The sequence below is a fragment of the Novosphingobium malaysiense genome, assembly GCF_000802225.1.
Taxonomy (GTDB): Bacteria; Pseudomonadota; Alphaproteobacteria; order Sphingomonadales; family Sphingomonadaceae; genus Novosphingobium; species Novosphingobium malaysiense.
Window position 1 is genome coordinate 874,105 of the sequence record NZ_JTDI01000003.1, and the last position, 19,826, is coordinate 893,930.

At 63.3% G+C, this 19,826-nt stretch carries 20 protein-coding genes; 6 read left to right on the forward strand and 14 right to left on the reverse strand.

What is annotated here, in order from left to right:
- The first annotated feature begins 2 nt into the window (after positions 1-2).
- Positions 3-1,154 (forward strand): glycosyltransferase, encoded by a 1,152-nt coding sequence (locus LK12_RS12025; protein ID WP_039283945.1) that lies wholly within the window; start codon positions 3-5, stop codon positions 1,152-1,154.
- 42 nt (positions 1,155-1,196) lie between these two features.
- Here the strand turns inward: LK12_RS12025 and LK12_RS12030 are convergent, their stop codons facing one another.
- The gene (locus tag LK12_RS12030) at positions 1,197-1,337 is read right to left on the reverse strand and encodes a hypothetical protein (protein WP_231568336.1); all 141 of its coding nucleotides are present in this window, start codon (positions 1,335-1,337) and stop codon (positions 1,197-1,199) included.
- 292 nt (positions 1,338-1,629) lie between these two features.
- Here LK12_RS12030 and LK12_RS12035 point away from each other — a divergent pair, with 292 nt between their 5' ends.
- Together LK12_RS12035 and LK12_RS12040 are read left to right on the forward strand one after the other, a co-directional pair.
- Complete coding sequence (locus tag LK12_RS12035; protein WP_039283949.1) at positions 1,630-2,712, forward strand: phosphotransferase; 1,083 nt, start codon at positions 1,630-1,632, stop codon at positions 2,710-2,712.
- 156 nt (positions 2,713-2,868) lie between these two features.
- The gene (locus LK12_RS12040) at positions 2,869-4,485 is read left to right on the forward strand and encodes a class I adenylate-forming enzyme family protein (RefSeq protein WP_039283952.1); all 1,617 of its coding nucleotides are present in this window, start codon (positions 2,869-2,871) and stop codon (positions 4,483-4,485) included.
- A 7-nt stretch (positions 4,486-4,492) separates the two neighbouring features.
- On the opposite strand, the gene LK12_RS12045 is transcribed toward LK12_RS12040, so the two are convergent.
- From LK12_RS12045 to LK12_RS12090, 10 genes are all read right to left on the reverse strand, one after another.
- The gene (locus tag LK12_RS12045; protein WP_052223353.1) at positions 4,493-5,044 is read right to left on the reverse strand and encodes a carboxymuconolactone decarboxylase family protein; all 552 of its coding nucleotides are present in this window, start codon (positions 5,042-5,044) and stop codon (positions 4,493-4,495) included.
- Between the two features lie 19 nt (positions 5,045-5,063).
- Positions 5,064-5,816 carry an SDR family NAD(P)-dependent oxidoreductase gene (locus LK12_RS12050; protein WP_039283955.1) on the reverse strand — a complete coding sequence of 251 codons (753 nt, stop codon included), beginning with the start codon at positions 5,814-5,816 and terminating at the stop codon, positions 5,064-5,066.
- Between the two features lie 44 nt (positions 5,817-5,860).
- Positions 5,861-6,673 (reverse strand): phytanoyl-CoA dioxygenase family protein, encoded by an 813-nt coding sequence (locus LK12_RS12055; protein ID WP_039283958.1) that lies wholly within the window; start codon positions 6,671-6,673, stop codon positions 5,861-5,863.
- Between the two features lie 20 nt (positions 6,674-6,693).
- On the reverse strand, positions 6,694-7,929 hold the full coding sequence (locus tag LK12_RS12060; RefSeq protein WP_039283961.1) for an aromatic ring-hydroxylating oxygenase subunit alpha: 1,236 nt from the start codon (positions 7,927-7,929) through the stop codon (positions 6,694-6,696).
- The gene (locus tag LK12_RS24935) at positions 7,926-8,303 is read right to left on the reverse strand and encodes a hypothetical protein (RefSeq protein WP_052223354.1); all 378 of its coding nucleotides are present in this window, start codon (positions 8,301-8,303) and stop codon (positions 7,926-7,928) included. Before LK12_RS24935 ends, LK12_RS12060 begins: the two co-directional genes overlap by 4 nt.
- Positions 8,300-8,833 (reverse strand): VOC family protein, encoded by a 534-nt coding sequence (locus LK12_RS12070; protein WP_039283962.1) that lies wholly within the window; start codon positions 8,831-8,833, stop codon positions 8,300-8,302. The genes LK12_RS24935 and LK12_RS12070 overlap by 4 nt, the downstream gene beginning before the upstream one ends.
- Positions 8,830-10,131, reverse strand: coding sequence for an amidohydrolase family protein (locus LK12_RS12075; RefSeq protein ID WP_052223355.1), 1,302 nt, complete (start codon positions 10,129-10,131; stop codon positions 8,830-8,832). Before LK12_RS12075 ends, LK12_RS12070 begins: the two co-directional genes overlap by 4 nt.
- A gap of 93 nt (positions 10,132-10,224) precedes the next feature.
- Positions 10,225-11,505, reverse strand: a complete 1,281-nt coding sequence (locus LK12_RS12080; RefSeq protein WP_156135462.1) for a cytochrome P450 — start codon at positions 11,503-11,505, stop codon at positions 10,225-10,227.
- Positions 11,498-12,442, reverse strand: a complete 945-nt coding sequence (locus LK12_RS12085) for an SDR family NAD(P)-dependent oxidoreductase (RefSeq protein WP_231568358.1) — start codon at positions 12,440-12,442, stop codon at positions 11,498-11,500. The genes LK12_RS12080 and LK12_RS12085 overlap by 8 nt, the downstream gene beginning before the upstream one ends.
- A 162-nt stretch (positions 12,443-12,604) precedes the next feature.
- A complete protein-coding gene (locus tag LK12_RS12090; protein WP_039283968.1) occupies positions 12,605-13,354 on the reverse strand; it encodes a TetR/AcrR family transcriptional regulator in 750 nt (249 codons plus the stop codon).
- A 214-nt stretch (positions 13,355-13,568) separates the two neighbouring features.
- Between LK12_RS12090 and LK12_RS12095 the strand changes: the two genes are divergently transcribed.
- Complete coding sequence (locus tag LK12_RS12095) at positions 13,569-14,540, forward strand: enoyl-CoA hydratase/isomerase family protein (RefSeq protein ID WP_039283970.1); 972 nt, start codon at positions 13,569-13,571, stop codon at positions 14,538-14,540.
- Between the two features lie 4 nt (positions 14,541-14,544).
- On the opposite strand, the gene LK12_RS12100 is transcribed toward LK12_RS12095, so the two are convergent.
- Both LK12_RS12100 and LK12_RS12105 read right to left on the reverse strand, forming a co-directional pair.
- The gene (locus LK12_RS12100; RefSeq protein ID WP_039283973.1) at positions 14,545-15,312 is read right to left on the reverse strand and encodes an enoyl-CoA hydratase/isomerase family protein; all 768 of its coding nucleotides are present in this window, start codon (positions 15,310-15,312) and stop codon (positions 14,545-14,547) included.
- Positions 15,309-16,532, reverse strand: a complete 1,224-nt coding sequence (locus tag LK12_RS12105; RefSeq protein WP_039283976.1) for a CaiB/BaiF CoA transferase family protein — start codon at positions 16,530-16,532, stop codon at positions 15,309-15,311. The genes LK12_RS12100 and LK12_RS12105 overlap by 4 nt, the downstream gene beginning before the upstream one ends.
- 141 nt (positions 16,533-16,673) lie before the next feature.
- On the opposite strand from LK12_RS12105, the gene LK12_RS12110 reads away from it, so the two are divergent.
- Both LK12_RS12110 and LK12_RS12115 read left to right on the forward strand, forming a co-directional pair.
- A complete protein-coding gene (locus LK12_RS12110) occupies positions 16,674-17,612 on the forward strand; it encodes a LysR family transcriptional regulator (protein WP_039283977.1) in 939 nt (312 codons plus the stop codon).
- A gap of 164 nt (positions 17,613-17,776) precedes the next feature.
- Positions 17,777-19,045, forward strand: coding sequence for an amidohydrolase family protein (locus LK12_RS12115; protein ID WP_039283980.1), 1,269 nt, complete (start codon positions 17,777-17,779; stop codon positions 19,043-19,045).
- 117 nt (positions 19,046-19,162) lie between these two features.
- Here LK12_RS12115 and LK12_RS24640 read toward each other — a convergent pair whose 3' ends face one another.
- Positions 19,163-19,807, reverse strand: a complete 645-nt coding sequence (locus LK12_RS24640) for a Crp/Fnr family transcriptional regulator (protein ID WP_039283983.1) — start codon at positions 19,805-19,807, stop codon at positions 19,163-19,165.
- Positions 19,808-19,826 lie beyond the last annotated feature (19 nt).

Consider the following 19,826-nt stretch of genomic DNA (forward strand, 5'->3'; position numbering starts at 1 on the left):
CGATGAAGATCGTGGACGTATGCGCTTTCTATTCGCCGCGCGGCGGCGGCGTGCGAACCTACGTCGAGCAGAAGCTCAAGATCGGCCCGCAACTCGGCCACGAGATCGTGATCGTGGCGCCCGGAGACGAGGATTCCGTGATCGAGCGCGGCCCGGGCGCGCGTATCGTCTTCCTGCGGAGCCCTCGCTTTCCGCTCGACCGCAAGTACTGGTATTTCAACGAGGCCGAGCGGCTCCATGCCGTTCTCGATGCCGAGGCGCCCGACTTCGTCGAAGCGACCTCGCCCTGGCGCAGCGCCAGCCTCGTGGCCGATTGGCCGGGAGCGGCACCGCGCAGTCTCGTCATGCATGCCGATCCCCTGTCGGCCTATGCCTACAGGTGGTTCGGTCCGATCTTCTCGCGCGAAACGATCGATCGCCAGTTTTCGATGTTCTGGGAACACCTGCGCCGCAACAGCCGGCGTTTCGATCACGTGGTCTGCGCCAACGCCGATCTGGCAAGGCGGCTGCGGGACGGCGGTGTCGCCAATACCGCAACGATCGCTATGGGCGTCGAACCTGGCTGCTTCTCGCCGGACTTGCGCGATGCCGGCCTGCGGGCCCGTTTGCTGCAGGCCTGCGAACTGCCGGAAACCGCCACTCTCCTGCTCGCGGTTGGACGGCTCGCTCCGGAAAAGCGGTGGCCCATGGTCGTCGATGCGGTCAACGCCGCAAGCCGCGACACGCCGATCGGACTCGTCATGCTCGGCGAAGGGCGCGAGCAACGCATGATCCTGCGCCACATTTCCGGCAACCCCCATATCCGACTGCTCAGCCCGGAGCGGGATCGCCGCCGCTTTGCTCGCATTCTTGCGAGCGCTGACGCGCTGGTCCACGGGTGCGAAGCGGAAACGTTCTGCATGGTCGCAGCCGAAGCGCGTGCCAGCGGCGTACCGGTGGTGGTCCCGGATGCCGGTGGAGCCCTGGACCATGCCCAGGACGGCGCCGGCTTCTCCTATACCGCATGCGATCCGGCATCCGCTGCCCAGGCGATCCGGGCGGCGGCGATCTCCCGTCCCCGGCCGGCGACGACCGCCCGCACCATGGACGAGCATTTCGAGGATCTGTTCGCCACTTATGCCGCCACGGCGGCGGTTCCGCGTCAGGCCGCCTGACGCGCGGGGTCACGATCTTCCCAATGTGAAGCGGTTCTGTGGTCAGCGCCAATCCGACCAGAGCGCGCCTGTCGCCTTGTCGCTGTTGCGCGGTCGTTCGGGAAGCTGATCGAAGCCCGGCTCGAAGCCAAGCAGGACGTACATGTCGCGCTCCAGATAAGGGGCGGCGTCCCCGGCGCTCATGTCGACTCGGGCGCACTCTCCGATGCCAGGCAATTGCGTCCGAAACAGCCCTTTTCGCATGACAGAAACACCTTTGAATCTAGATGCCGAACCGGCAAGTCCGGCTAGTGGTGTCGTCGACGGCCTTCAAGCCAGGCGGAAGGCTGTCACATAGCCGTAAGACTGGCAAGGCCGCCGGCTGAGAACAGCGGCCCGAAATGTCCTAGCCTCGCCCCTCGTGCCCGGGCCTCATCCCGCTCTAAGCATGAAGTCAAAGAGATACGCCACGCTGCATTGCAGGACCGGAGATTGCATGACCGAAGCAAGCCCCTTTCCATTGCCGGTTACCGTCGACGGCGTGACCGCCGGATGGCTGACGACGGCCCTTCGAACCCGCACGCCCGGAGTCACGATTCGGTCCTGCGAGGTCGTCGACACGGTCTTTTCCACATGCAGCAAGATTCGGCTGAAACTCGACAGGGACGAAGCTGCCGTTGCGGCGGGCATTCCCGAACTCATCATCGTGAAAGGCGGCTTCGAAGAACACGGGCGCCGCTACCACCAGATGCACGAACGTGAGGTGCGCGGCTATCGCGACGTCTATCCGCACGTCCCCCTGCCCCACCCCGATTGCTACTTCGCCGAATACGACGACCGGGAAAAGCAGGGCATCATCATCATGGAAGACCTGGTCGCCAAAGGCGTGGAGTTCTGCCACGCGACCCGGCCGCAGACCCACGAACAAATCGCCCGGCGTCTCGGCTACCTCGCCCGGTTCCACGCCGCGACCTGGGCCAGTCCCGAGATCGGGCCCGGCGGTCGCTGGGGCGACCTCCCGGAGTTCTTCGCCATCATGCAGGACTTCTTCGACGAAAAGAGCTCGCCGGAAAATTGGGCCAGGTTCATGGCCGCGCCGCGCGGCGTCGCCACCTCACGGCTTTTCCAAGAGCGCGAATGGCTGGTGGATAGCTGGGCCAGGATGAAGGCCTACGCCGGCGAACTGCCGCATTGTGTCCTTCACGGCGACATTCACCTGGGCAACCTCTATATCGAACCCGACGGCACGCCCGGTTTCCTTGATACCCTCGCGAGCCGCGGCCCTGGCATGCTCGAAGTAGCCTACCACATCTCCGGCTCGCTGGACGTCGCGGACCGGCCGAAGTGGGAAGGCGCCCTGGTGCGGCACTATCTCGATGAACTCGAACGGGCGGGCGCACCGGCGCCCGGTTTCGACGAGGCCATGCAGCAATATGCAGTGCTGCTGCTCTATGGCTATTTCATCTGGATCACGACGGAATCGCACTATCAGGCCGAGGCCGTGAACACCGTGAACGCGATGCGCACCACGATGGCCATGCTCGACCACGACACCGCCGGCGTACTTGCCCGGCTCTGAATTCACGCCACCGGCCCTGCCTCAGGCCTGAGATACCTCGCCGCTCCTTGTGCAGCCAACTGCGGTTGGAACGAAGCATAGGGCTGTTCCACGCAAGGGCGGTGACCCCGTATCGAGCGACAGGCAAGGATGCGCAGGCAGCCAATGGGAGAATGCATGCCTGCCCGAAATTCGGACGCTACGCGGCCCTCGACCATCCCCGCCCTGCTCGCTGAGGTGGTCGCCCGCCGCGGCGAAGCAGATGCCATTGCCACGGTTGCCGAGACGATCAGCTACCGCGAACTGGACGAGCGCAGCGCCAACCTCGCCCGCGCTTTGATAGCGGCAGGCGCAGGCAAGGGGACCCGCATAGCCCTGCTGGCCCCGGATGGTATCTTCTGGATCACCGCGTACCTGGCCAGCCTGCGCATAGGCGCGCTGCTGACGTGCATCAGCACTCTGGCAAGCCCGAAAGAACTCGCCCACATGCTGCGCAACAGCGACGTGCGCTTTCTGCTGTCCGCACGGCGCTTTCTGGGGCACGACTACGGGGAAAAGCTGGAAGCGGCATTGCCGGGACTTGCCGCGGCCACGCCTGCCAATCTGCACGTGACGGATGCACCTTACTTGCGCCGCGTGTGGATGGACGACTCCGCCGGGCTGGACTGGTGCGACGCAATCGCCGACCTTCAGGCCCTGGCCGACGCCCCCGGTGCACCGGGGAAGGACCTTCTCGCTGCCATCGAAGCGCAAGTCTCGCCCGCTGACGAAGCGGTGATCGTCTACACCTCGGGCAGCACTTCTCTGCCCAAGGCGGTGGTGCATTCTCAGTGGAACGTCACGCGCCATCCGCCCGAACTGGCCAAGCTGTTCCTCGTCAAGGAAGGCGACCGCATGCTGCCGATGCTGCCGGCGTTCTGGCTCGGTGGCATGGCCATGGCAATGCAGGTCCTCAGCCAGGGCGCGACGCTGGTCTATCCCGCCTCTCCCGACCTGGAGGTGGTGCTGGAGACGATCCGGACATGCGCCGTCGATCGCCTCAATGGCTGGGGCGACGGCCTGATCCGGCTACGCGCCATGGCCAGCGAACAGGGCATCGATGTCGATGCTATCGTCGGCCTCGGCCCATTCCGCGACGCCGAGGGGAACCCGATCCCCCCACACCTGCAATCGAACATGCTGGGCATGAGCGAGACTTTCGCCCCCCACAGCGCCGAGCCGATCAACGTGCGCCTGCCGGACGACAAGCCCGGCGCATCGGGGCGAACCGTCAATGGCTACGAGCGCCGCGTCGTCGACCCTGAAACAGGGGCCGAAGTGCCCCCGGGAGAACTGGGCGAACTGCAACTGCGCGGCGGCGCGTTGATGAGCGGGTTCTATGGCAAGCGGCGCTGCGAGGTGTTCACGCCGGACGGCTATTACCCGACCGGGGATCTCGTGCGGATCGACGAAGACGGATACCTGACCTTCGTCGCCCGCCGCAACGACATGATCAAGACCCGTGCGGCGAACGTCTCCCGCCTGGAAGTCGAAGCCGCCTTGCGCGAACTGCCCGGCGTTGCCAATTGCGTCGTCACCGGATTGCCGGATGAAGAGTTCGGCCAGATCGTCGCCGCGGCGGTGGTGCCTGCCGAGGGAGTGGAACCCGATCCGGAAATGCTGCGCACCATGCTGCGCGACACCATCTCGAGCTACAAGGTGCCGCGTCGCTTCGTGTTCGTGCGCGAAGAAGACATTCCGCGCACGACCACCGGCAAGCTCAAGCTGGACCAACTCAAGGTTCTGTTCGACTGAACCGCGATCAGGCCTCCTCGGCGTAGTCCCGCAGCTCGTTGAAGCTTTCCAGGTCAGGCTCGAGCTTGATGTCGAAACTCTTGGTGAGCATGGCCATCGTCTGATAGCAGCCGCTCAGGAACACCAGTTCCATCATCTGTTCCTGCGAATACCGACGAGACAGCCGCTCCCAGGTGCCGTCGCCGATCCGCTGGTCGCGATAAAGCTCCCCGCAGGCCGCCAGCACGTCGCGGTCGTCATCGGTCAGGGCATCGCCCTCACCGCTTATGAATGCCGTGATTTCCGCTTCGCTGAGACCGCACTTGCGCGAGATGACGACGTGGTGCGTCTTCTCGTAGACGTCGCCGCACAGTTCCAGCACGCGCAGGCAGACGATCTGTCGGTCCCTCGCGGGCAATGCGGTCTCGGCGATCAGTTCCTTCAGCCAGGGAACGAACGTGCCGTACATCCGCGGGCTGTTGATGAGCACGCGGCTGAATTCGAGGTAGGTCCACTCCCCGACGAGGGTCTTCTGTTCCTCGGAAAAGCTTGCGGGATCGAGTGCAGGGATACGGGTCATTGCAAAGCTCCCTCGAATACTACTGGGTTATCCAGCCGCCATCGACGGCGATGGCCTGCCCGTTGATGAAACGCCCACCGTCGCTGCACAGGAACAGCACGGTCGCCGCGATCTCCGAAGGTTCGCCAAGGCGTCCCATCGGGCTTGCATCGAGCACACCCTGCAGCAGGTCCTTGGGCAGGTTCTGGTTCATCTGCGTGTTGATCGTGCCGGGGCAGATCGCGTTCACCGTGAGGTTCTCGCGCGCGTATTCCAGAGCGGCGACTTTCGTCAGCCCTACCACCCCATGCTTGGCGGAAACATAAGCTGCGAAAGTGGCCGCGCCCACCAGCCCTGCGACCGAGGCACAATTGACGATGGCGCCGCCGCCCGACTGCAGCATGGCCGGGATCTGGTGCCGCACACAGTGGAACGTGCCGGTAAGGTCGACTGCCAGCACCCGGTTCCAGTTCTCCAGCGTGCATTCCGCCGTGCGCTTGCCATGCTCCCCATCAATGCCTGCAGCATTGAATGCCGCATCGAGCCGGCCGTAGGCCTCGACTGTCTGCGCCACGGCTGCAGCGACCGAGGCATCGTCCGTCACATCGCAGGCTATGAAGCGGCAGGTGCCCAGCTTTTGCAGTTCGGCTTCCGCCCTGGCTCCAGCGTCGGGATCGCGATCGACCAGTGCCGTTGCATAGCCGGCAGCCACGAAAGCTTCAGCTGTGGCACGTCCGATGCCCGATGCGGCACCCGTCACGAAGGCCACCTTGCGGTCAGCTGCTTCACTCATTGCGTTTTCTCTCCCCAGTGTCGTTCGTGCTCTTGCAGGTCTGTCTATTCCGAAATGATCGGAAAGGCGTCGTCCGGAAACGGCCCGTAAGGCGTCATCCCGTGCGCATCGGGCACGAAGGCCTCCGGCGGCGCCCCGTTCCAGCGGGCATCGGCGGGTTGCGGCAGGACCAGATAGGCCCAGCGCGGCCTGTCGAGATTGTTCTGGCCTGCGCCATGCACGGTGAGATGGCTATGCGCAGTGACGTCGCCCAGTTCGTAAGTCACCTGCTCGGTCATCGGCATGTCAGCGAGTTCGGGATAGACCTCGCGAATGTCCTTGCCGTCATAGCTGGTGTAGTTGCCCAGCACGCCCAGACGGTGCGATCCCTCGATAAAGGACATGGTGCCCGCTTCGGGGCCATAGCCTTCCAGCGGAATCCAGAAGGTCATTCCCCCGGACCGGTCGACGGCAAAAGTAATGAAGTCCTGATGGAAGCTGGTTGCGCCGTTACCCTGATTACGAGTCTTCTTTGCTGCAGGCAGCTTGGGTGCGAAGAAGTCGTTGAACAGCCGGGTCGGCACATCGGCCTTGCGGGCCATCAGCGCTTTTGCTGCAGCACCTATGCCGTGCAGCATGGGCCGCACTGCCGGATCGTCATAACCGCTTGCAGCCTGCGCATTGAAGTAGGGCTGATCGATACCGTAGGGCGGATTGCTGTCGCCGTCCTCGCCCATGATCCCCTGGGCTTTCTTCAGAAGCGTGGCGATTGTCTCGGGCTCGATGAAGCGCTTGAGGAGGACCCAGCCCTTCTCCTGATAATGGGCGACTTCTTCCGGCGTAATGGCACGGCAAGGCGCAATGGTGGCGGCTTCCATAGGGACTCCTTCGAAAAATCTCAGGCCGCAGCCTGTTCGCGGTCGTAAGCCGCAAGGGTCTTCGTCACGACATGATGCTGATGGCGCAGCGCCAGTTCGTGATCGTGATAGTGAAATTCGCGAATCTGACCGGAATCGAGCGCGCGCTGGATCCGCTCCAGCGTGGAGAAGTCCTCCATCACCACGTCGCGGAACTCGACCATCGTGTTTTCCTGCCCGAAGCGCTCGGCAGCGGTCCGGGCCGGCTGTACGAAGACCCGCTGGCGATAGAGACTGCGGTTGGGGCCGAGCGGCCAGACCTGGTGCGCGGTGTACATCCCCGCCGACAGCGTGAAGCTCAGCGTCGGGAAGAACATGATGAGGTCCACCGTCCAGAACGGCGAGCGCGTAGGATTGATGCCCGGGGGATAGTCCCGTGCGGCACCGGCAACGTTCTGCGCGGCGGCAGCATGGAAGTACGCCAGCTTCTGGACCGGCTTCGGCTCGCCCGCGACCGAGTAGTGCGAGTTGGTGCGGTGATTGCCCCGGATACGCACATCGAGGAGTCGCCCCATCGGATTGCCGGAAGCCATCATCGTCGGTGCCGCCGAGTTCGGGTGCAGCACCGGGATATGATAGACCTCGGCAGGGCTATCGTTGACCAGCTTCCAGTTGCAGGCGATTTCGCACTCCCACTGGTAGGACTGCGTGCATTGTCCCCAGGGATAGTCCGCCGTGTCCGCGCCCTGCTCGCCCAGCCATTCCTCCAGCGACTGCGCCGGTTCTTCAGCGGGACAGACGAAGATGAAACCCTGCCATACGCCGGTGGCTATTCGCCTCAGGCCCATCTTCTTCTTGTCGCACCCGAAGAACCCTTCCTCGTCACGAATGCGCTTGAGATTGCCCTCGAGATCGAACGACCAACCGTGGAAGCGGCACGTGAACAACCCGGCGCTGTGCCCCTCACGGCGATGCTCGGCCACATTGCCGCGATGGGTGCACACGTTGTGAAAGCCGTTGACGTTCCCCTGCCGATCACGGCAGATCAGCAGTTCGTAGCCGAAAGTCGGAAGTTCGCAGGTAAAGAAGTCGCCAGCCCTGAGGATCTGCTCAACACGCCCGATCATGTACCACGAAGGTCGCAGGATCGCCTCCAGCTCCTTCGCGTAGACCGCAGGCTCGTGGTAGATCGCCGTATCGACCGGCCCCGTCCCGATATCGGGATAGCGTTGGGTCAGCCCCAAATCCGGGACCGGCGGTTTCGCCATCTCGTTCATGCAGCCTCTCCCGCAAGCGGCTGGGCATCGGTGTCGGAAATCTGGCGCAGATACCGTATGCGCTCGATCGGGAAGCCGTCGTAGACGCGTGGATCGCCGTACCACTCGACGGCTGGCGCCACTTCGGCGAGCATCAGCATCAACCGCAGCAGGTTCTCGACCGGTGGAGCAAGTTCCCCAAGCTGATGCTCGCGCAAACAGGCCAGTGCCGCTTCGCCGCGCGGCAACATGGTATCGTAGAATTCGCGCAGCGCCTCGATCGTGCTGGACTGGCGCTGCGCCATCCGGGCGACGGCATCGGGGCACACCCATTCGGGCACGAAGCGCTCGAGATCGGCGAACCCCTCGGGCAAGCGGGCGTCCACTGCGCTCATCCCAGGGTCCGGATGGGATCGGCCCCGTCCCAACCCTCCGCAGCGGCCTTGAACGCCCCGAATACCTGCTCGGCAACGGGGTTAGCGGTGATCAGTTCGGTCAGATAGCCGAGTTGCGGGGTGGTATCGATGTAGCAGGTTCGCGCGCCCATCATCAGCCCCTCGAAAGCCATTTCCGCGCCGCTCGAGAGATACGCTTCGCGCTCTGCGGCATAGTCCTCGCAGTAGAGCCCTGCATGGTGAAACCCGGCCTTGCCGAAGGGCACGACATCGCTCCACACACCCGCCCTGTCGTCGAGGGGTTGTATGAGTTCGATCTGCGTTTCGCCGTATTGCCCGATTGCGGCGCGATGCGGCGCGATGTCAGACGGCACGCCGCGATAGACGCCGTCCTCGAAATGCACGTCTTCGAACAGGAAGAAGGGACCGGCGCCAGTGGTCCGGACCCAGTGGCCGATGGCGGCCTCGAGGTCCGGAACCACCCAGCAAAGCTGCATGATGTCCTTGTTGCGATCCGAAGGGGCGATCATGCTGCGCGGACTCCCTGATCCGAATGTACCGTGCGCCGCGCATCGGGCGGCAATCGGTCGATGACGAAAGCACCATCGCGGATGACTGCCCTGAGCGCTTCGTGCGGCCGCGCCAGCAGGCCCGGATCCGCCACGGGATCGCCATCGACCACGATCAGGTCGGCCAGGGCATCCGGCGCGACGATTCCCAATGTGTCTTCGCCGTCGAGCAGCGCTTCCGCAGCATTCCTGGTCCCCCATGCGAGGACCTGCTCGGCCGTAAGACCCGGGATATCCGCGTAGTAGGCGAACTCTCGACCATAGTTGCCGACCTGGTGGTCGAGCGGATCGTCCTCGATCACTTCGCGGAACACGCCCGAATAGTCGTCGCCGACAAGCAGGCGTACGCCGGCGGCCTGTGCTGCGGGAAGAATGCCGCGTACATGGTCGTAGAGGCGCTGCATCTCGGCATCGCCCCAGCCCAGGTGCAGCAGGCATTTGGGGTAGATCAGGCTGGGCACCCAGAACGTGCCTTTTTCAGCCATCGCCGCGATCGCTTCCTCGTCGATCTCGTTGCCGTGATCGATGATGTCGACGCCTAGTTCGATGCACTCCATGATCATCGGTTTGTCGGAAACATGTGCCCGGACCTTGGCGCCGCGGCCATGCGCCGCCTGGACGATGGCCTCGATCTCGTCGCGGTCCATGTTGCGCGAAACGCGGTTGGGAAAGCCATGCCCCTGGCTGGCGAAGATCTTGATCGTCTGGCAGCCACGCCGGAAGTACTCGCGCACGATCTTGCGCATTTCCACCGGCCCGTCGAAGAACACATCGGTTCCGGGCGTCACCTGCTTGCGCCACCACAGCTTGCTGTCGTTGAGATCGCCGGTGGTGCCGATGTGCGGGCTGCAGGCACGGATGCGCGGTCCTTCCACGATGCCCTCTGCAATCGCGATCTTGTATTGCGCATCGACGTCGTTGCTGCAGCTTGCGCCGACATAGCCGGTAAACCCGCTTTCCAGCAGAACGCGCCCGTTGCGGATGGCCATGGCCATCATCACACCCGGCGGAAATTCCTTGCCCAGGGGATCCCCGGCCAAGCCCTGGGCCAAGGTGAACTTGTAGAAATCGGGATGAAAGTGACAGGTGATGAGGCCGGGCATGAGCGTCATGCCGCCAAGATCGATCACGTCGCTTCCCGGAGGTGCCGGATCCGTGCCTATCGAGGCTATGCGGTTACCCTCAAGCGTGACGGTGCGCGTCCCGGAAAGCAGCGATGTCCCGTCGAACACCCGGGCATTGGTAAAAGTCGTGGCCATGCCGCGCAGACTATGCCTGCCCCGGCGGCGCGGCCATTGCGACATCCGCGAAACTTAGAACAGCCCGATGCGGCGTGCCAAACATGACGATCCTCACGCCTCGCGCCGCCGGAAAGTCAAGGGAAGCCGCGCAAAAGTCTGGGTCGCAAGTGTCGGAAGAAAGGTCAGTTCGCTTTCGGGAACCGCGAGCCTAATGTCGGTCAGGCGACGGATGAATTCCTGCGCAGCAACCTTCACTTCCATTCGCGCCAGGGCGATGCCCACGCACTTGTGAATGCCGGCGCCGAAGGTCAGGTTCGCGCCGACGTTCGGCCGGGCGATATCCAGCCTCTCGGCGTCCGGAAATCGGGCTTCGTCGTAGTTGGCAGACGCGTACATCACGCAGACCTGCGACATTGCGGGGATCGTCGTGCCACCTACTTCCACGTCACGCATTGCCGTGCGGAAAAGGCCGTGCACCGGCGGCCGCAGACGCAGCACTTCCTCCACGAAGCGGCTCATCACCCGGTCGTCGTCGACCTGCGGATAGAGCTCTTCGGCCAGACCTTCGTGTGTGGCCAGCACGTGCAGCACATTGGCGATACCGGCCGCAGTCGTGTCGTTGCCTGCAATCAGGAAAGCCCGCACTGTCGCGACCAGTTCTGTGAAGGACAGTTTCGGATTGTCCTCGTCATCCAGTTCGGCATTCACGAGGTCCGAAATCATGTCCTCGCGCGGGTTCGTCTGCCGGTCCCGGATCTCCGCAATAAGCGTATTCTGAAGATCGCAGATCGTGCGGGCATTGACGACCATTTCCTCGTGCGTCTGCATACGGCCGATCTGCGCGAGGATAGCCGTCGTCCACCAGGCAACTTTCTCGGTACCGATCTTGGAAAAGTCGAGGCCAAGCTGTTCGCAGATCAGATGCGCGGTCAGCGGAGCCCCGATATCGAGCATGCCATCGCCCTCGCCCTTGTCCGCGACCTTTTCGATAAGGTCTATCACGATCTGGCGAATGCGCGGCTCCAGATCCTTCACCCGGTGCGCAGTAAAGGCCTTTTCGGTGAGGCGGCGCAACCGGGTATGCGCGGGCGGATCGATCGCGAGATCACGGATGAAGCCGCCACCCTCACGATCCAGAATCTCGGCGAATTCCTCGACATGCCCGTTGGCGTACCGGTCCTGGTAACCGTGTTCGAGCGAGAACGTTTCGGAGTCCGCCAGCACCTGCTTGGCGTCGTCGTATCGGGTGACGAGATAGACGTCGAGGCCGGGATCGTAATAGACCGGCCATTCTTCCCGCAGTGCAGCATAGAACGGGAAGGGATCGTTGCGGATCGCAGGGTCGAGCCGGGTCTCGGTCCCTTGAATGCGGGCTTCTGTAGTCTCAGGCATCTTGGTTCTCCGCAGCATAGGGCCGGATTTTCCAGTCGGAGGTATCGTGGGTCGCAAGCCCGACGGTTTCGGCATCATCTTCGGCAACGATGGCGTCCCATTGCGCAGCCACCTCCTCGATGGTCAGTGAGGGAGACGAGATGCCCCGCGTGCGAGCGATAAAGGTTCGCTGCACGCTGCCGCCCACGGAATCGATGCATTCGCCATTTGCCGGGCAGTCCTCGTGGCACAGCCAAGCCAGCGCCGGAGAGGCTAGTTCGGCCGGCAGGCTGGCCTGCGAATGCTGCAGCAAAGGAGAGTCCTCCTGCAGCATGGCCGAGACCATGCGGGTGAAGGCGCCCGGGCTCACGGCATTGACCTGGATGCCCCGGGCGCCCCCTTCGGCAGCGAGCGCGCGGGTAAGCGACCACAATCCGCCCTTGCTGGTGGCATAGGCGGCCTGGCTGGCAAACCCGGTCATCGCGGCAGACGTCGTGTTGACGATCCGGCCATAGCCCTGCGTCTTGAAGTGCGGCCAGGCGGCCCGGCAGCAATGGTAGGCGCCCATGAGATTGATCTGGATGTGCCGCTCGAAGTCACGCGGGGTCATGACGTCGAATGGCGCGCCGATCGAGATACCGGCGTTATTGACGAGGATGTCGATGCGGCCGAACGCCTCGATCGCCGTTTCGATGATCGCGGCGGCGCCTTCCCCGCTGGCAACCGTATCGGTGCTGGCAACCGCCCTGCCTCCCGCCTCGCGTATCTCCGCGGCAACCGCTTCTGCGCTCGCCCGGCCGGTGTAGCCTGGGGTATCGGGGTCGAAACCGATGTCATTCACCACCACGCAGGCACCGCGCTGCGCCAGCAGCATGGCGTGTGCGCGGCCGAGGCTGGGATTGCCCCCCGCGCCCGTCACCACGGCAACGCGTCCGTCGAACCGGAACTCACCGCCCATGCGGATCACAGCCGAGGGTCATAGTAGAAAGAACGGATTGCAACGGCACCTCGCGAACGACTGATGCCCTTCGCGTATCATCCGCTCTCGCAGCCGCTCAACCGGCTCGGACAGGCCGAGCCGAGCAATGCGAGAACATTGGGAGGCGGTGTTCCAGCCTGCTCAGACGTAGAAGCTGTCGGTCAGCCTGCCAGACGATCCGGCATGTTCGCGGCTGATGCGCAATTCACCGCGACTGACCGCACCCGTCATCAGCGTCTCGTAACCACTGCACAGGCGCTCGCGCAGCTCCTCGAATTCAAGATTACGGTCTGCCCACTCGACGCACGCTGCTCCCAGGAACAGCATGAGTTGTTCAGCCAGTCCGCGAGCACTGATGTCGCCGCGGATGACCCCGGCGCGCTGCTGCTCGAGCAGGAATCGGTGCAGCGTCTTCTGCTGCCTGTCGCGAAAGTCGTAGAATATCTGCCGCGAATCCGTGAAGTAGATGCGGCACACGTTGCGGCAGAACTCCGGATTGATGCGGATCGACGTCAGTTCGCGGTCCAGCATCGCCGCCGGCGCCTCCGGATCGAAAGGGTCCGGGGTGGCCGTCAGGTTCACGTAGATCGAATATTCGTGGATCGCCTCTGTGATCGCGAGATCGCGGGGCCCCACAAGGTTGTAGATGGTTTGCACGGCATGGCCCGACTGCTCGGCGATCCGGCGAACGGTCACGCCTTCCAGTCCCTCTTCCATCAGCAGGCGACGGATCGTGGCGAGAATTATCGAACGCCGCTGACGCTGATTATGTCCGGGCGAAGGGGCGCGGCTCTTGCCCTGGGCTGGCCGCCCGATCGGACGGCAAGGATCAAAGATCACGGGTAACGGCGTAGAAGCGATGGATTGTCCCGCCGCTGCATGGGTCTCCATAAGGCCTTCTCTCCTCCTCTCCGCGCGATGATTGTTCTTGTCTGGTCAAGCCGGGGCGCGTCGATCTGCAAAAGTCTGTCCGTCCGAGGGAATGTACGCAAGGGCATTGGCTGCACAGAACAAGACTCAGGTTCGTTCCAGACAATCGCGTTTGCGTCCCTCATACCATCTTCTAGCCCCCACAGCGAACCGTCATGGAAAGGGACAACGGCCGATGGCGACCAGCACCGAACCGCGCCCGTCGGCCGAAGAAATCGTCCTTTACGAAAAGGATCCGGCCACCAAGATCGCGACGATCACCCTCAACCGGCCCGACGCGCTCAACGCGCCCACGATCGCGGCCCGCCAGCGGTTCGCCGATCTGGTCACGCGCGCCAATGTCGACGACGACGTTAAGGTGCTGATCGTGCGCGGTATCGGCAAGCATCTCGGCAGCGGCGCGGACCTTCCGGAGATGGACGGGATGTGGAACGAGGATCCCGACTATTCGTGCCTGCCCGAATTCCGCATCGGCGAGGAAGAGGACGTGAACTACCCACCCAAGGGTTCGTTCCGCTACCTCGCCAACATCACCAATCTCTATGCCAATTCCAATGCGGGGCTGCGCAGCCTGCAGGACTTCAAGAAGATCTCGATCGTCGAGTGCAAGGGCTATTGCTACGGCTGGCACTTCTACCAGTGCGCCGATGCCGACATCATCGTCTCGTCTGACGATGCGCTGTTCGGCCATTCGGCCTTCCGCTACGTCGGCTGGGCCGCGCGCATGTGGCAATGGGCGCTGATGATGGGCCTGCGCCCCTTCATGGAGATGGTCTTCACCGGCCGCCCCTTCACTGCCCAGGAGATGAAGGAACTCCACTTCGTCAATTCGGTTGTCCCGCGCGAGAAGCTGGAGGAGGAGACGATGAAATACGCCCTGGCCTGCGCCCGCAACCGTCCGGTCGACACCGTGGTCATGCAGAAGATGTTCTTCGAGGTCTTCAAGCAACAGCAGGGGGAATACATGGGCTCGATCATGGCCGGCTGGCTGGAATCGATGCTGCCCATGGTGAAGCCCGACGAAGACACCTCGATCGGGGTCGATGCCGAGACGTTCGAGAAGGGACTGGCAAACGCCGTCAAGGACAACGACCGCCAGTTCCCGCCCGACTGGCGCCTCAGCATGAAGGGCCGGAAGGAAACCTGACCGGCTACTTCGGATAGGAAACCAGCGTCGCCAGCGCCTCGTGGGCAAGGCCGCTTGCCAGTTCATCCTGCATCCGCCGGCGCAGTTCGCGCACGAGCAGCGCGCGCGTGTACCGGAGCGCGCCCATCGGTGCTGCAGCAATCTTCTGCGCTAGCGTGCGGGCCCGGGGGAGCAGGTCTTCGCCCGGCAGCACTTCGGCCACGACCCCGAGCCGCTGCGCCTCCTGCGCGCCGATGCGTTCGCCCGTCAGCAGGAAGTACCGCCCGCGATTGGGGCCCAGCAGCATCGGCCAGACGACATGGACGCCGTCTCCGGGGACCGTGCCGTTCGGAAAGTGCGCGAGATCGGCGAATTCCGCGCTCTCGGCAGCCAGCACGATGTCACATAGAACCGCGAGTTCCGCATGGATCAACGCAGGCCCGTTGACGGCCGCGATCATCGGCACCGGGATCGCCAGCAGGTTCTGCAGCAAGCTGTTGCCCTCGTCGTAGATGCGCGGCCACATCGAAGCGAGATCGGGTTCGGGAAACGCAAAGGCAGGATCGAACCCGGCAAGGAAGCTGTCGCCCGTACCGGTGAGGATCACCACGCGGTTCTCCGGATCGCGCGCCACGTCCAGAAAGGCATCGCCCAGTTCGGCGTGCAGGCAATCGGGCGAAGAGCCCCACTTGGCAGGTCCGCCGCGCGTATGGATCGTCATTTCCAGCACGCCGCCTTCGCGGGACATGGCAATGCCGGAGTACTTCTCGCCGTAGTCTGCAAACGCCGTCATGCGATGGCTCCCTTGGCCTTCAGACCTTCGATCTCCTCCCATTCCAGCCCCAGCTCCATCAGGAACATCTCGGTATGTTCGGAGGCCTGCGGCGCGCGCGTGGTCTGCACCGGCGCATGGTCGAACTGGACCGGATTGCGGATCAGCCGGATCGGTTCGCCCCCCGATCCCTCGACCTCGACGATCGTGTCGTTTGCCAGGGTCTGATCGTCCGTCACGACGTCCGTCTGGCTCTGCGCAGGTGCCCATTGCCCTTTCAGCGACTTCAGGTGCTCACGCCAGTAGGCAAAAGGTTTGGACGCGATGGCTTCGGTCACCATGGCTCCGGCCGCTTCCCAGTTCGCCATCAGGTCCGACACTTCGGCGAAGCGCGGATCATCCGCCGCTTCTGCCAAGCCCAGATGCTCGAAGGTGTCGCGGATGTAGGGGCCCGGCGTGATCATGCACAAGTTGATCGTTCCGCCGTCGGAGGTGCGGAAATTGCCCATGAACGGATTGCCCGGCGTCGGCCCCGAACCGGGGTAGGGAGAGCGCAGCTGCGCACCGGTTTCCATCGTCAGGCTGAGGCTGGAAGCCATGGCCCAGGCCGCCGTGCCCATCAGCGATACATCGACTTCGCTCGCTTTCCCCGTCCGTTCGCGGTGTAGCAGGGCCGCGGCAATGCCGCCGGCGATGTTCATTCCGCCAATGGTATCGCCGAAAGCGGGAATGCCCTGCGCCATCACGCTCGGCAGTTCTTCAGGCGTCAGCGCAAAGCCGATCCCGCCGCGGTTCCAGAATGCCGTGCTGTCGAACCCGCCGAGCCGCCGTTCGGGCCCCTTGTCGCCAAAAGCACTGCCGCGCGCGTAGATGATGTCGGGATTGACCGCGCGGATATGCTCGACGTCGATCTGCAGCTTCTGCCGCACGTCGGGGAGGTAGTTGGTGAGGAACACGTCGGCGGTGCGGGCGATACGGTAGATGAGTTCGCGCCCCTCCTCGCTGGAGACATCGACGCCGACGCTGCGCTTGCCGCGGTTGGGGTGCTCCATCACCGTGTTGCGGTCGGGCGAGACCGGCACACTGCCCACGCGCAGGAAACCACGCTGGGCATCGCCGCGCACCGGGTGCTCTATCTTGATCACGTCCGCCCCCCAGTCGGCCATGACCGCCCCTGCTGCCGGCACGAACGTGTATTGCGCCACTTCGAGGACGCGAATGCCCTCCATCACCCGTGTCATCCTGATCTCCCGCTTGTCTGTCCTGCAGGCGCGCGAAAGGCGCCCGTATTTCCGATCCTGTCCTAGTTGGACCACCTCGGCATCGACAATGTCAAAATCATGCACCACATATACGATAGTTCTATAGGCTAGAGGATCACGATGGATATCCGCCGCTTGCGCTATTTCCTGCAGGTCGCCGAGTTCGGCTCGCTCAACGCGACGGCCGAACAGGTAAACCTCAGCCAGCCTTCGCTGAGCCGTCAGATCCGGCTGCTCGAGGAGGAACTGGGCGTCTCTCTCTTCACCCGCCGACGCGACGGCATGGTCCTGAGCCGCGACGGCCTCGAACTGCGCACACGCATCCTCGGCCCACTGCGCCAGCTCGAAATGGCGCTGGACGACATCAAGTCGCATTCCAGCCAGATCGGCGGCAGTGTCGCATTCGGCATGCCTTCCAGCGCGATCGATGCCCTGGCCAGTTCGCTGGCGAAGCGCGCGGAGGCCTTTCCCAACATGGCGCTGCACATCGTCGAGGGCTCGGCCGGAAAGATGCTCAAGTCGCTCGAACGCGGCGAGATCGATATCGCGCTGCTCAACGCGCCGCCGTCGGACACCAAGTGGCGCTGCGAAATCGAGGATCTGTTTATCGAGGAGCTGGTGCTTGGCGGCGCCGCCGGATCGGGCCTGTCACCGGATCAGCCCGTAAGCGTAGAGGAACTCGCGCAACTGCCGTTGATCCTCCCGAGCCCGCCCAATCATCCGCCGCCGATCCGCACACTGGTCGACATCCTCTCCGGCCTGACGGGCGGCAAGTGCAAGTTCCCGCAGTACGCCGACTCGTTCCAGCTCACGAAGTCCTATGTCGAAGCCGGTATCGGCTATTCGATCTTTCCCTATTCGGCGGTTTTGCACGAGGCCGAAAAGGGAACGCTGGTCTATGCCCCGATCACCGGCCACCGGCTTACCCGGCACGTCGTCCTTGGCACCTATCCCGGCGGCCAATACCCGCGCGCGCTCGAGCGGGTGAAAGACATGGTCAGGGCCGAGGCCGTGGATCTAGCCGAGAGGAACCCCTCGCATATAGAACTGCAGTTCTGATCCGACTGGCTGGGCTTGTCAGGCAAGAGTCTATTCTATTCAAGTTCTCTATAGCACTGTCTTCTAATTGCATTGGCGCGCCGCCTTCCGGCCCGGTAGCCAGAATGCACGCCGGGCGCCGCGCTTGCCGATGCCCCGGACAGACCTGCGAGAGGAGAGCTATCATGGCCGATGCCGATGCGAAGGAACTTGCCGAAACCGCGAAGATGTACTGGGCTGCCGAAGGCTACACCCCGGGCGGTACGATCCGCGAAGTCGATTACTCCACCCAGAACGGCGGCCTTCATCCGCTGCTCGAAGGGATCAAGATCGTCGACTGCGACACCCACTTCACCGAAGCGCCCGACCTCTTCACGTCGCGCGCACCCGCCAAGTACAAGGACAAGGTCCCCTACCTGCGCCGCGACACGGATGGCGTCGACCGCTGGTACATCGGCGAGCGTAACTGCGGCTCCACCGGTGGCAACGTGATCCGCAAGGACTACAACAAGCTGCTCGGCAAACTGGCGTTCCCCACGCTCGAGGAGTCCTTTCCCGGCGCCTATCAGGTAAAGCCGCGCCTCAAGATCATGGACGACATGGGCGTGTGGGCGCACATCTGTTTCCAGAATTCGGGCGTCACCCAGCCGGGCATGCTGATGTCGCTGGGCGACAACGATCTGGCGATCGACATCCTGCGCATCTTCAACGACGCCTCGATGGAGTATCAGGAGGAATCCGGCCAGCGGATCTTCAACATGGCCCACCTGCCCTACTGGGACAAAGCCGCCATGAATGCCGAGGCGCGCCGCTGCATCGACCGCGGGATGAAGGGCTTCGTCCTGCCGGACAAGCCCGAGATGTTCGGCATTCCCGGCTACATGACCGACCACTGGGCCGATGTGCTGGAGATGTGCAACGAGACCGGCATGTCGATCAACTTCCACATCAACGCCGCGATCGATCCGGGCACGGTGATCTGGGACGGCTTCACCTTCCAGAAGCGCCTGACGATCCAGCCGATCATGCACTCGCTGGCCTGCGCCGCGACGCTGGGGAACTGGATGGTCTCCGGCCTGCTCGATCGCTATCCCAAGTTAAAGATCGGCCTGATCGAGGCGGGCATGGGCTGGGTGCCCTTCGCGCTGGAAATGCTCGAACACCAGTTCGACGAGATGCTGCCCGATCCGGCCAGCCTGCCCGACAAGCGCCCCTGGGAATACTTCCGCTCGAACTTCTGGACCACCTTCTGGTTCGAAAAGCTCGGCCCCAAGACCCAGATCGACGTCGTCGGTGCCGACAATATCCTGTTCGAGACCGACTTCCCGCATCCCACGTCCCTGTACCCCGACGTGCAATCGCACATCGTCGAGGCCTTGGGAGATCAGCCCTTCGAGGTTCGCAAGAAGATCCTGCAGGACAACCCTGCACGGCTGTACAATCTGGCTCTCTGAGCCCTTGGGATAGGGTCCCGTGGACGCTTTGCCAGAGGCCAGCGTCCACGGGACCCACAGTTTCGCCGGTATCGGGAAAATCAGAGTTGCCGACGATACGCCTCGGCTCCGACAAGCCTATCTTCGCCTGCGCCCGTCGCTGTACCATTGATAGTCGATCTGGTCCGCGAACCTGTTTCGATCGAGAATGCAGAAGTAGCCACGCCGCCGCCTGATGCACCGGTCTCGCTCGAGTTGGCGGACTACGCGGTTTACGTGGACCTGGGTCAGACCGAGCAGGTCTCCCATTTCCTCCTGGGTCAACGGTAGCGGGACCCAGCCGTCGTGCTGAAGCGAATGAGACCATTCGTCTTCAAGGTCGAGCAGAAGATTGATCACTCGAACGGTGGCAGGTTGCGCGATCAGGTTTCGCGTTCTTTGCGAACGGCGCAGTTCGCGGGCGACCTCCATGCGCCGCAGGGCATTGTTGAGCAGGTGCGATTCCGACAACACCTCGTGAAAAATATTGAAATCGAGAGCGGAGATCTGCGTGCCCGCCTTGAAGTTGATGTTGAGTTGCGCATCGCTGCTGTCGCTGCGACGCCAGTTACAGATGGCGCCCGGCCCGAACACGTCACCGATATACCGTCGTCCCGAAGACAGGATCAGAAAGTTATAGGCGCACCCCTGATCCACGATGTAGATGTCGTTGGCACGTGCAGCCTCCGACCAGATCGGCTGATCAGAGGAATACCGCCGCGTACCTTTGAGCGCTTCACTCAAGTCGAGCCCGGATGCATTG

What these genes read in the sequence shown, in the direction of transcription:
- LK12_RS12025 (WP_039283945.1), top strand. Translation starts at nt 3, where the DNA reads ATGAAGATCGTGGACGTATGCGCTTTCTATTCGCCGCGCGGCGGCGGC.
- LK12_RS12030 (WP_231568336.1), bottom strand. Translation starts at nt 1,337, where the DNA reads ATGAGCGCCGGGGACGCCGCCCCTTATCTGGAGCGCGACATGTACGTC.
- LK12_RS12035 (WP_039283949.1), top strand. Translation starts at nt 1,630, where the DNA reads ATGACCGAAGCAAGCCCCTTTCCATTGCCGGTTACCGTCGACGGCGTG.
- LK12_RS12040 (WP_039283952.1), top strand. Translation starts at nt 2,869, where the DNA reads ATGCCTGCCCGAAATTCGGACGCTACGCGGCCCTCGACCATCCCCGCC.
- LK12_RS12045 (WP_052223353.1), bottom strand. Translation starts at nt 5,044, where the DNA reads ATGACCCGTATCCCTGCACTCGATCCCGCAAGCTTTTCCGAGGAACAG.
- LK12_RS12050 (WP_039283955.1), bottom strand. Translation starts at nt 5,816, where the DNA reads ATGAGTGAAGCAGCTGACCGCAAGGTGGCCTTCGTGACGGGTGCCGCA.
- LK12_RS12055 (WP_039283958.1), bottom strand. Translation starts at nt 6,673, where the DNA reads ATGGAAGCCGCCACCATTGCGCCTTGCCGTGCCATTACGCCGGAAGAA.
- LK12_RS12060 (WP_039283961.1), bottom strand. Translation starts at nt 7,929, where the DNA reads ATGAACGAGATGGCGAAACCGCCGGTCCCGGATTTGGGGCTGACCCAA.
- LK12_RS24935 (WP_052223354.1), bottom strand. Translation starts at nt 8,303, where the DNA reads ATGAGCGCAGTGGACGCCCGCTTGCCCGAGGGGTTCGCCGATCTCGAG.
- LK12_RS12070 (WP_039283962.1), bottom strand. Translation starts at nt 8,833, where the DNA reads ATGATCGCCCCTTCGGATCGCAACAAGGACATCATGCAGCTTTGCTGG.
- LK12_RS12075 (WP_052223355.1), bottom strand. Translation starts at nt 10,131, where the DNA reads ATGGCCACGACTTTTACCAATGCCCGGGTGTTCGACGGGACATCGCTG.
- LK12_RS12080 (WP_156135462.1), bottom strand. Translation starts at nt 11,505, where the DNA reads ATGCCTGAGACTACAGAAGCCCGCATTCAAGGGACCGAGACCCGGCTC.
- LK12_RS12085 (WP_231568358.1), bottom strand. Translation starts at nt 12,442, where the DNA reads ATGGGCGGTGAGTTCCGGTTCGACGGACGCGTTGCCGTGGTGACGGGC.
- LK12_RS12090 (WP_039283968.1), bottom strand. Translation starts at nt 13,354, where the DNA reads ATGGAGACCCATGCAGCGGCGGGACAATCCATCGCTTCTACGCCGTTA.
- LK12_RS12095 (WP_039283970.1), top strand. Translation starts at nt 13,569, where the DNA reads ATGGCGACCAGCACCGAACCGCGCCCGTCGGCCGAAGAAATCGTCCTT.
- LK12_RS12100 (WP_039283973.1), bottom strand. Translation starts at nt 15,312, where the DNA reads ATGACGGCGTTTGCAGACTACGGCGAGAAGTACTCCGGCATTGCCATG.
- LK12_RS12105 (WP_039283976.1), bottom strand. Translation starts at nt 16,532, where the DNA reads ATGACACGGGTGATGGAGGGCATTCGCGTCCTCGAAGTGGCGCAATAC.
- LK12_RS12110 (WP_039283977.1), top strand. Translation starts at nt 16,674, where the DNA reads ATGGATATCCGCCGCTTGCGCTATTTCCTGCAGGTCGCCGAGTTCGGC.
- LK12_RS12115 (WP_039283980.1), top strand. Translation starts at nt 17,777, where the DNA reads ATGGCCGATGCCGATGCGAAGGAACTTGCCGAAACCGCGAAGATGTAC.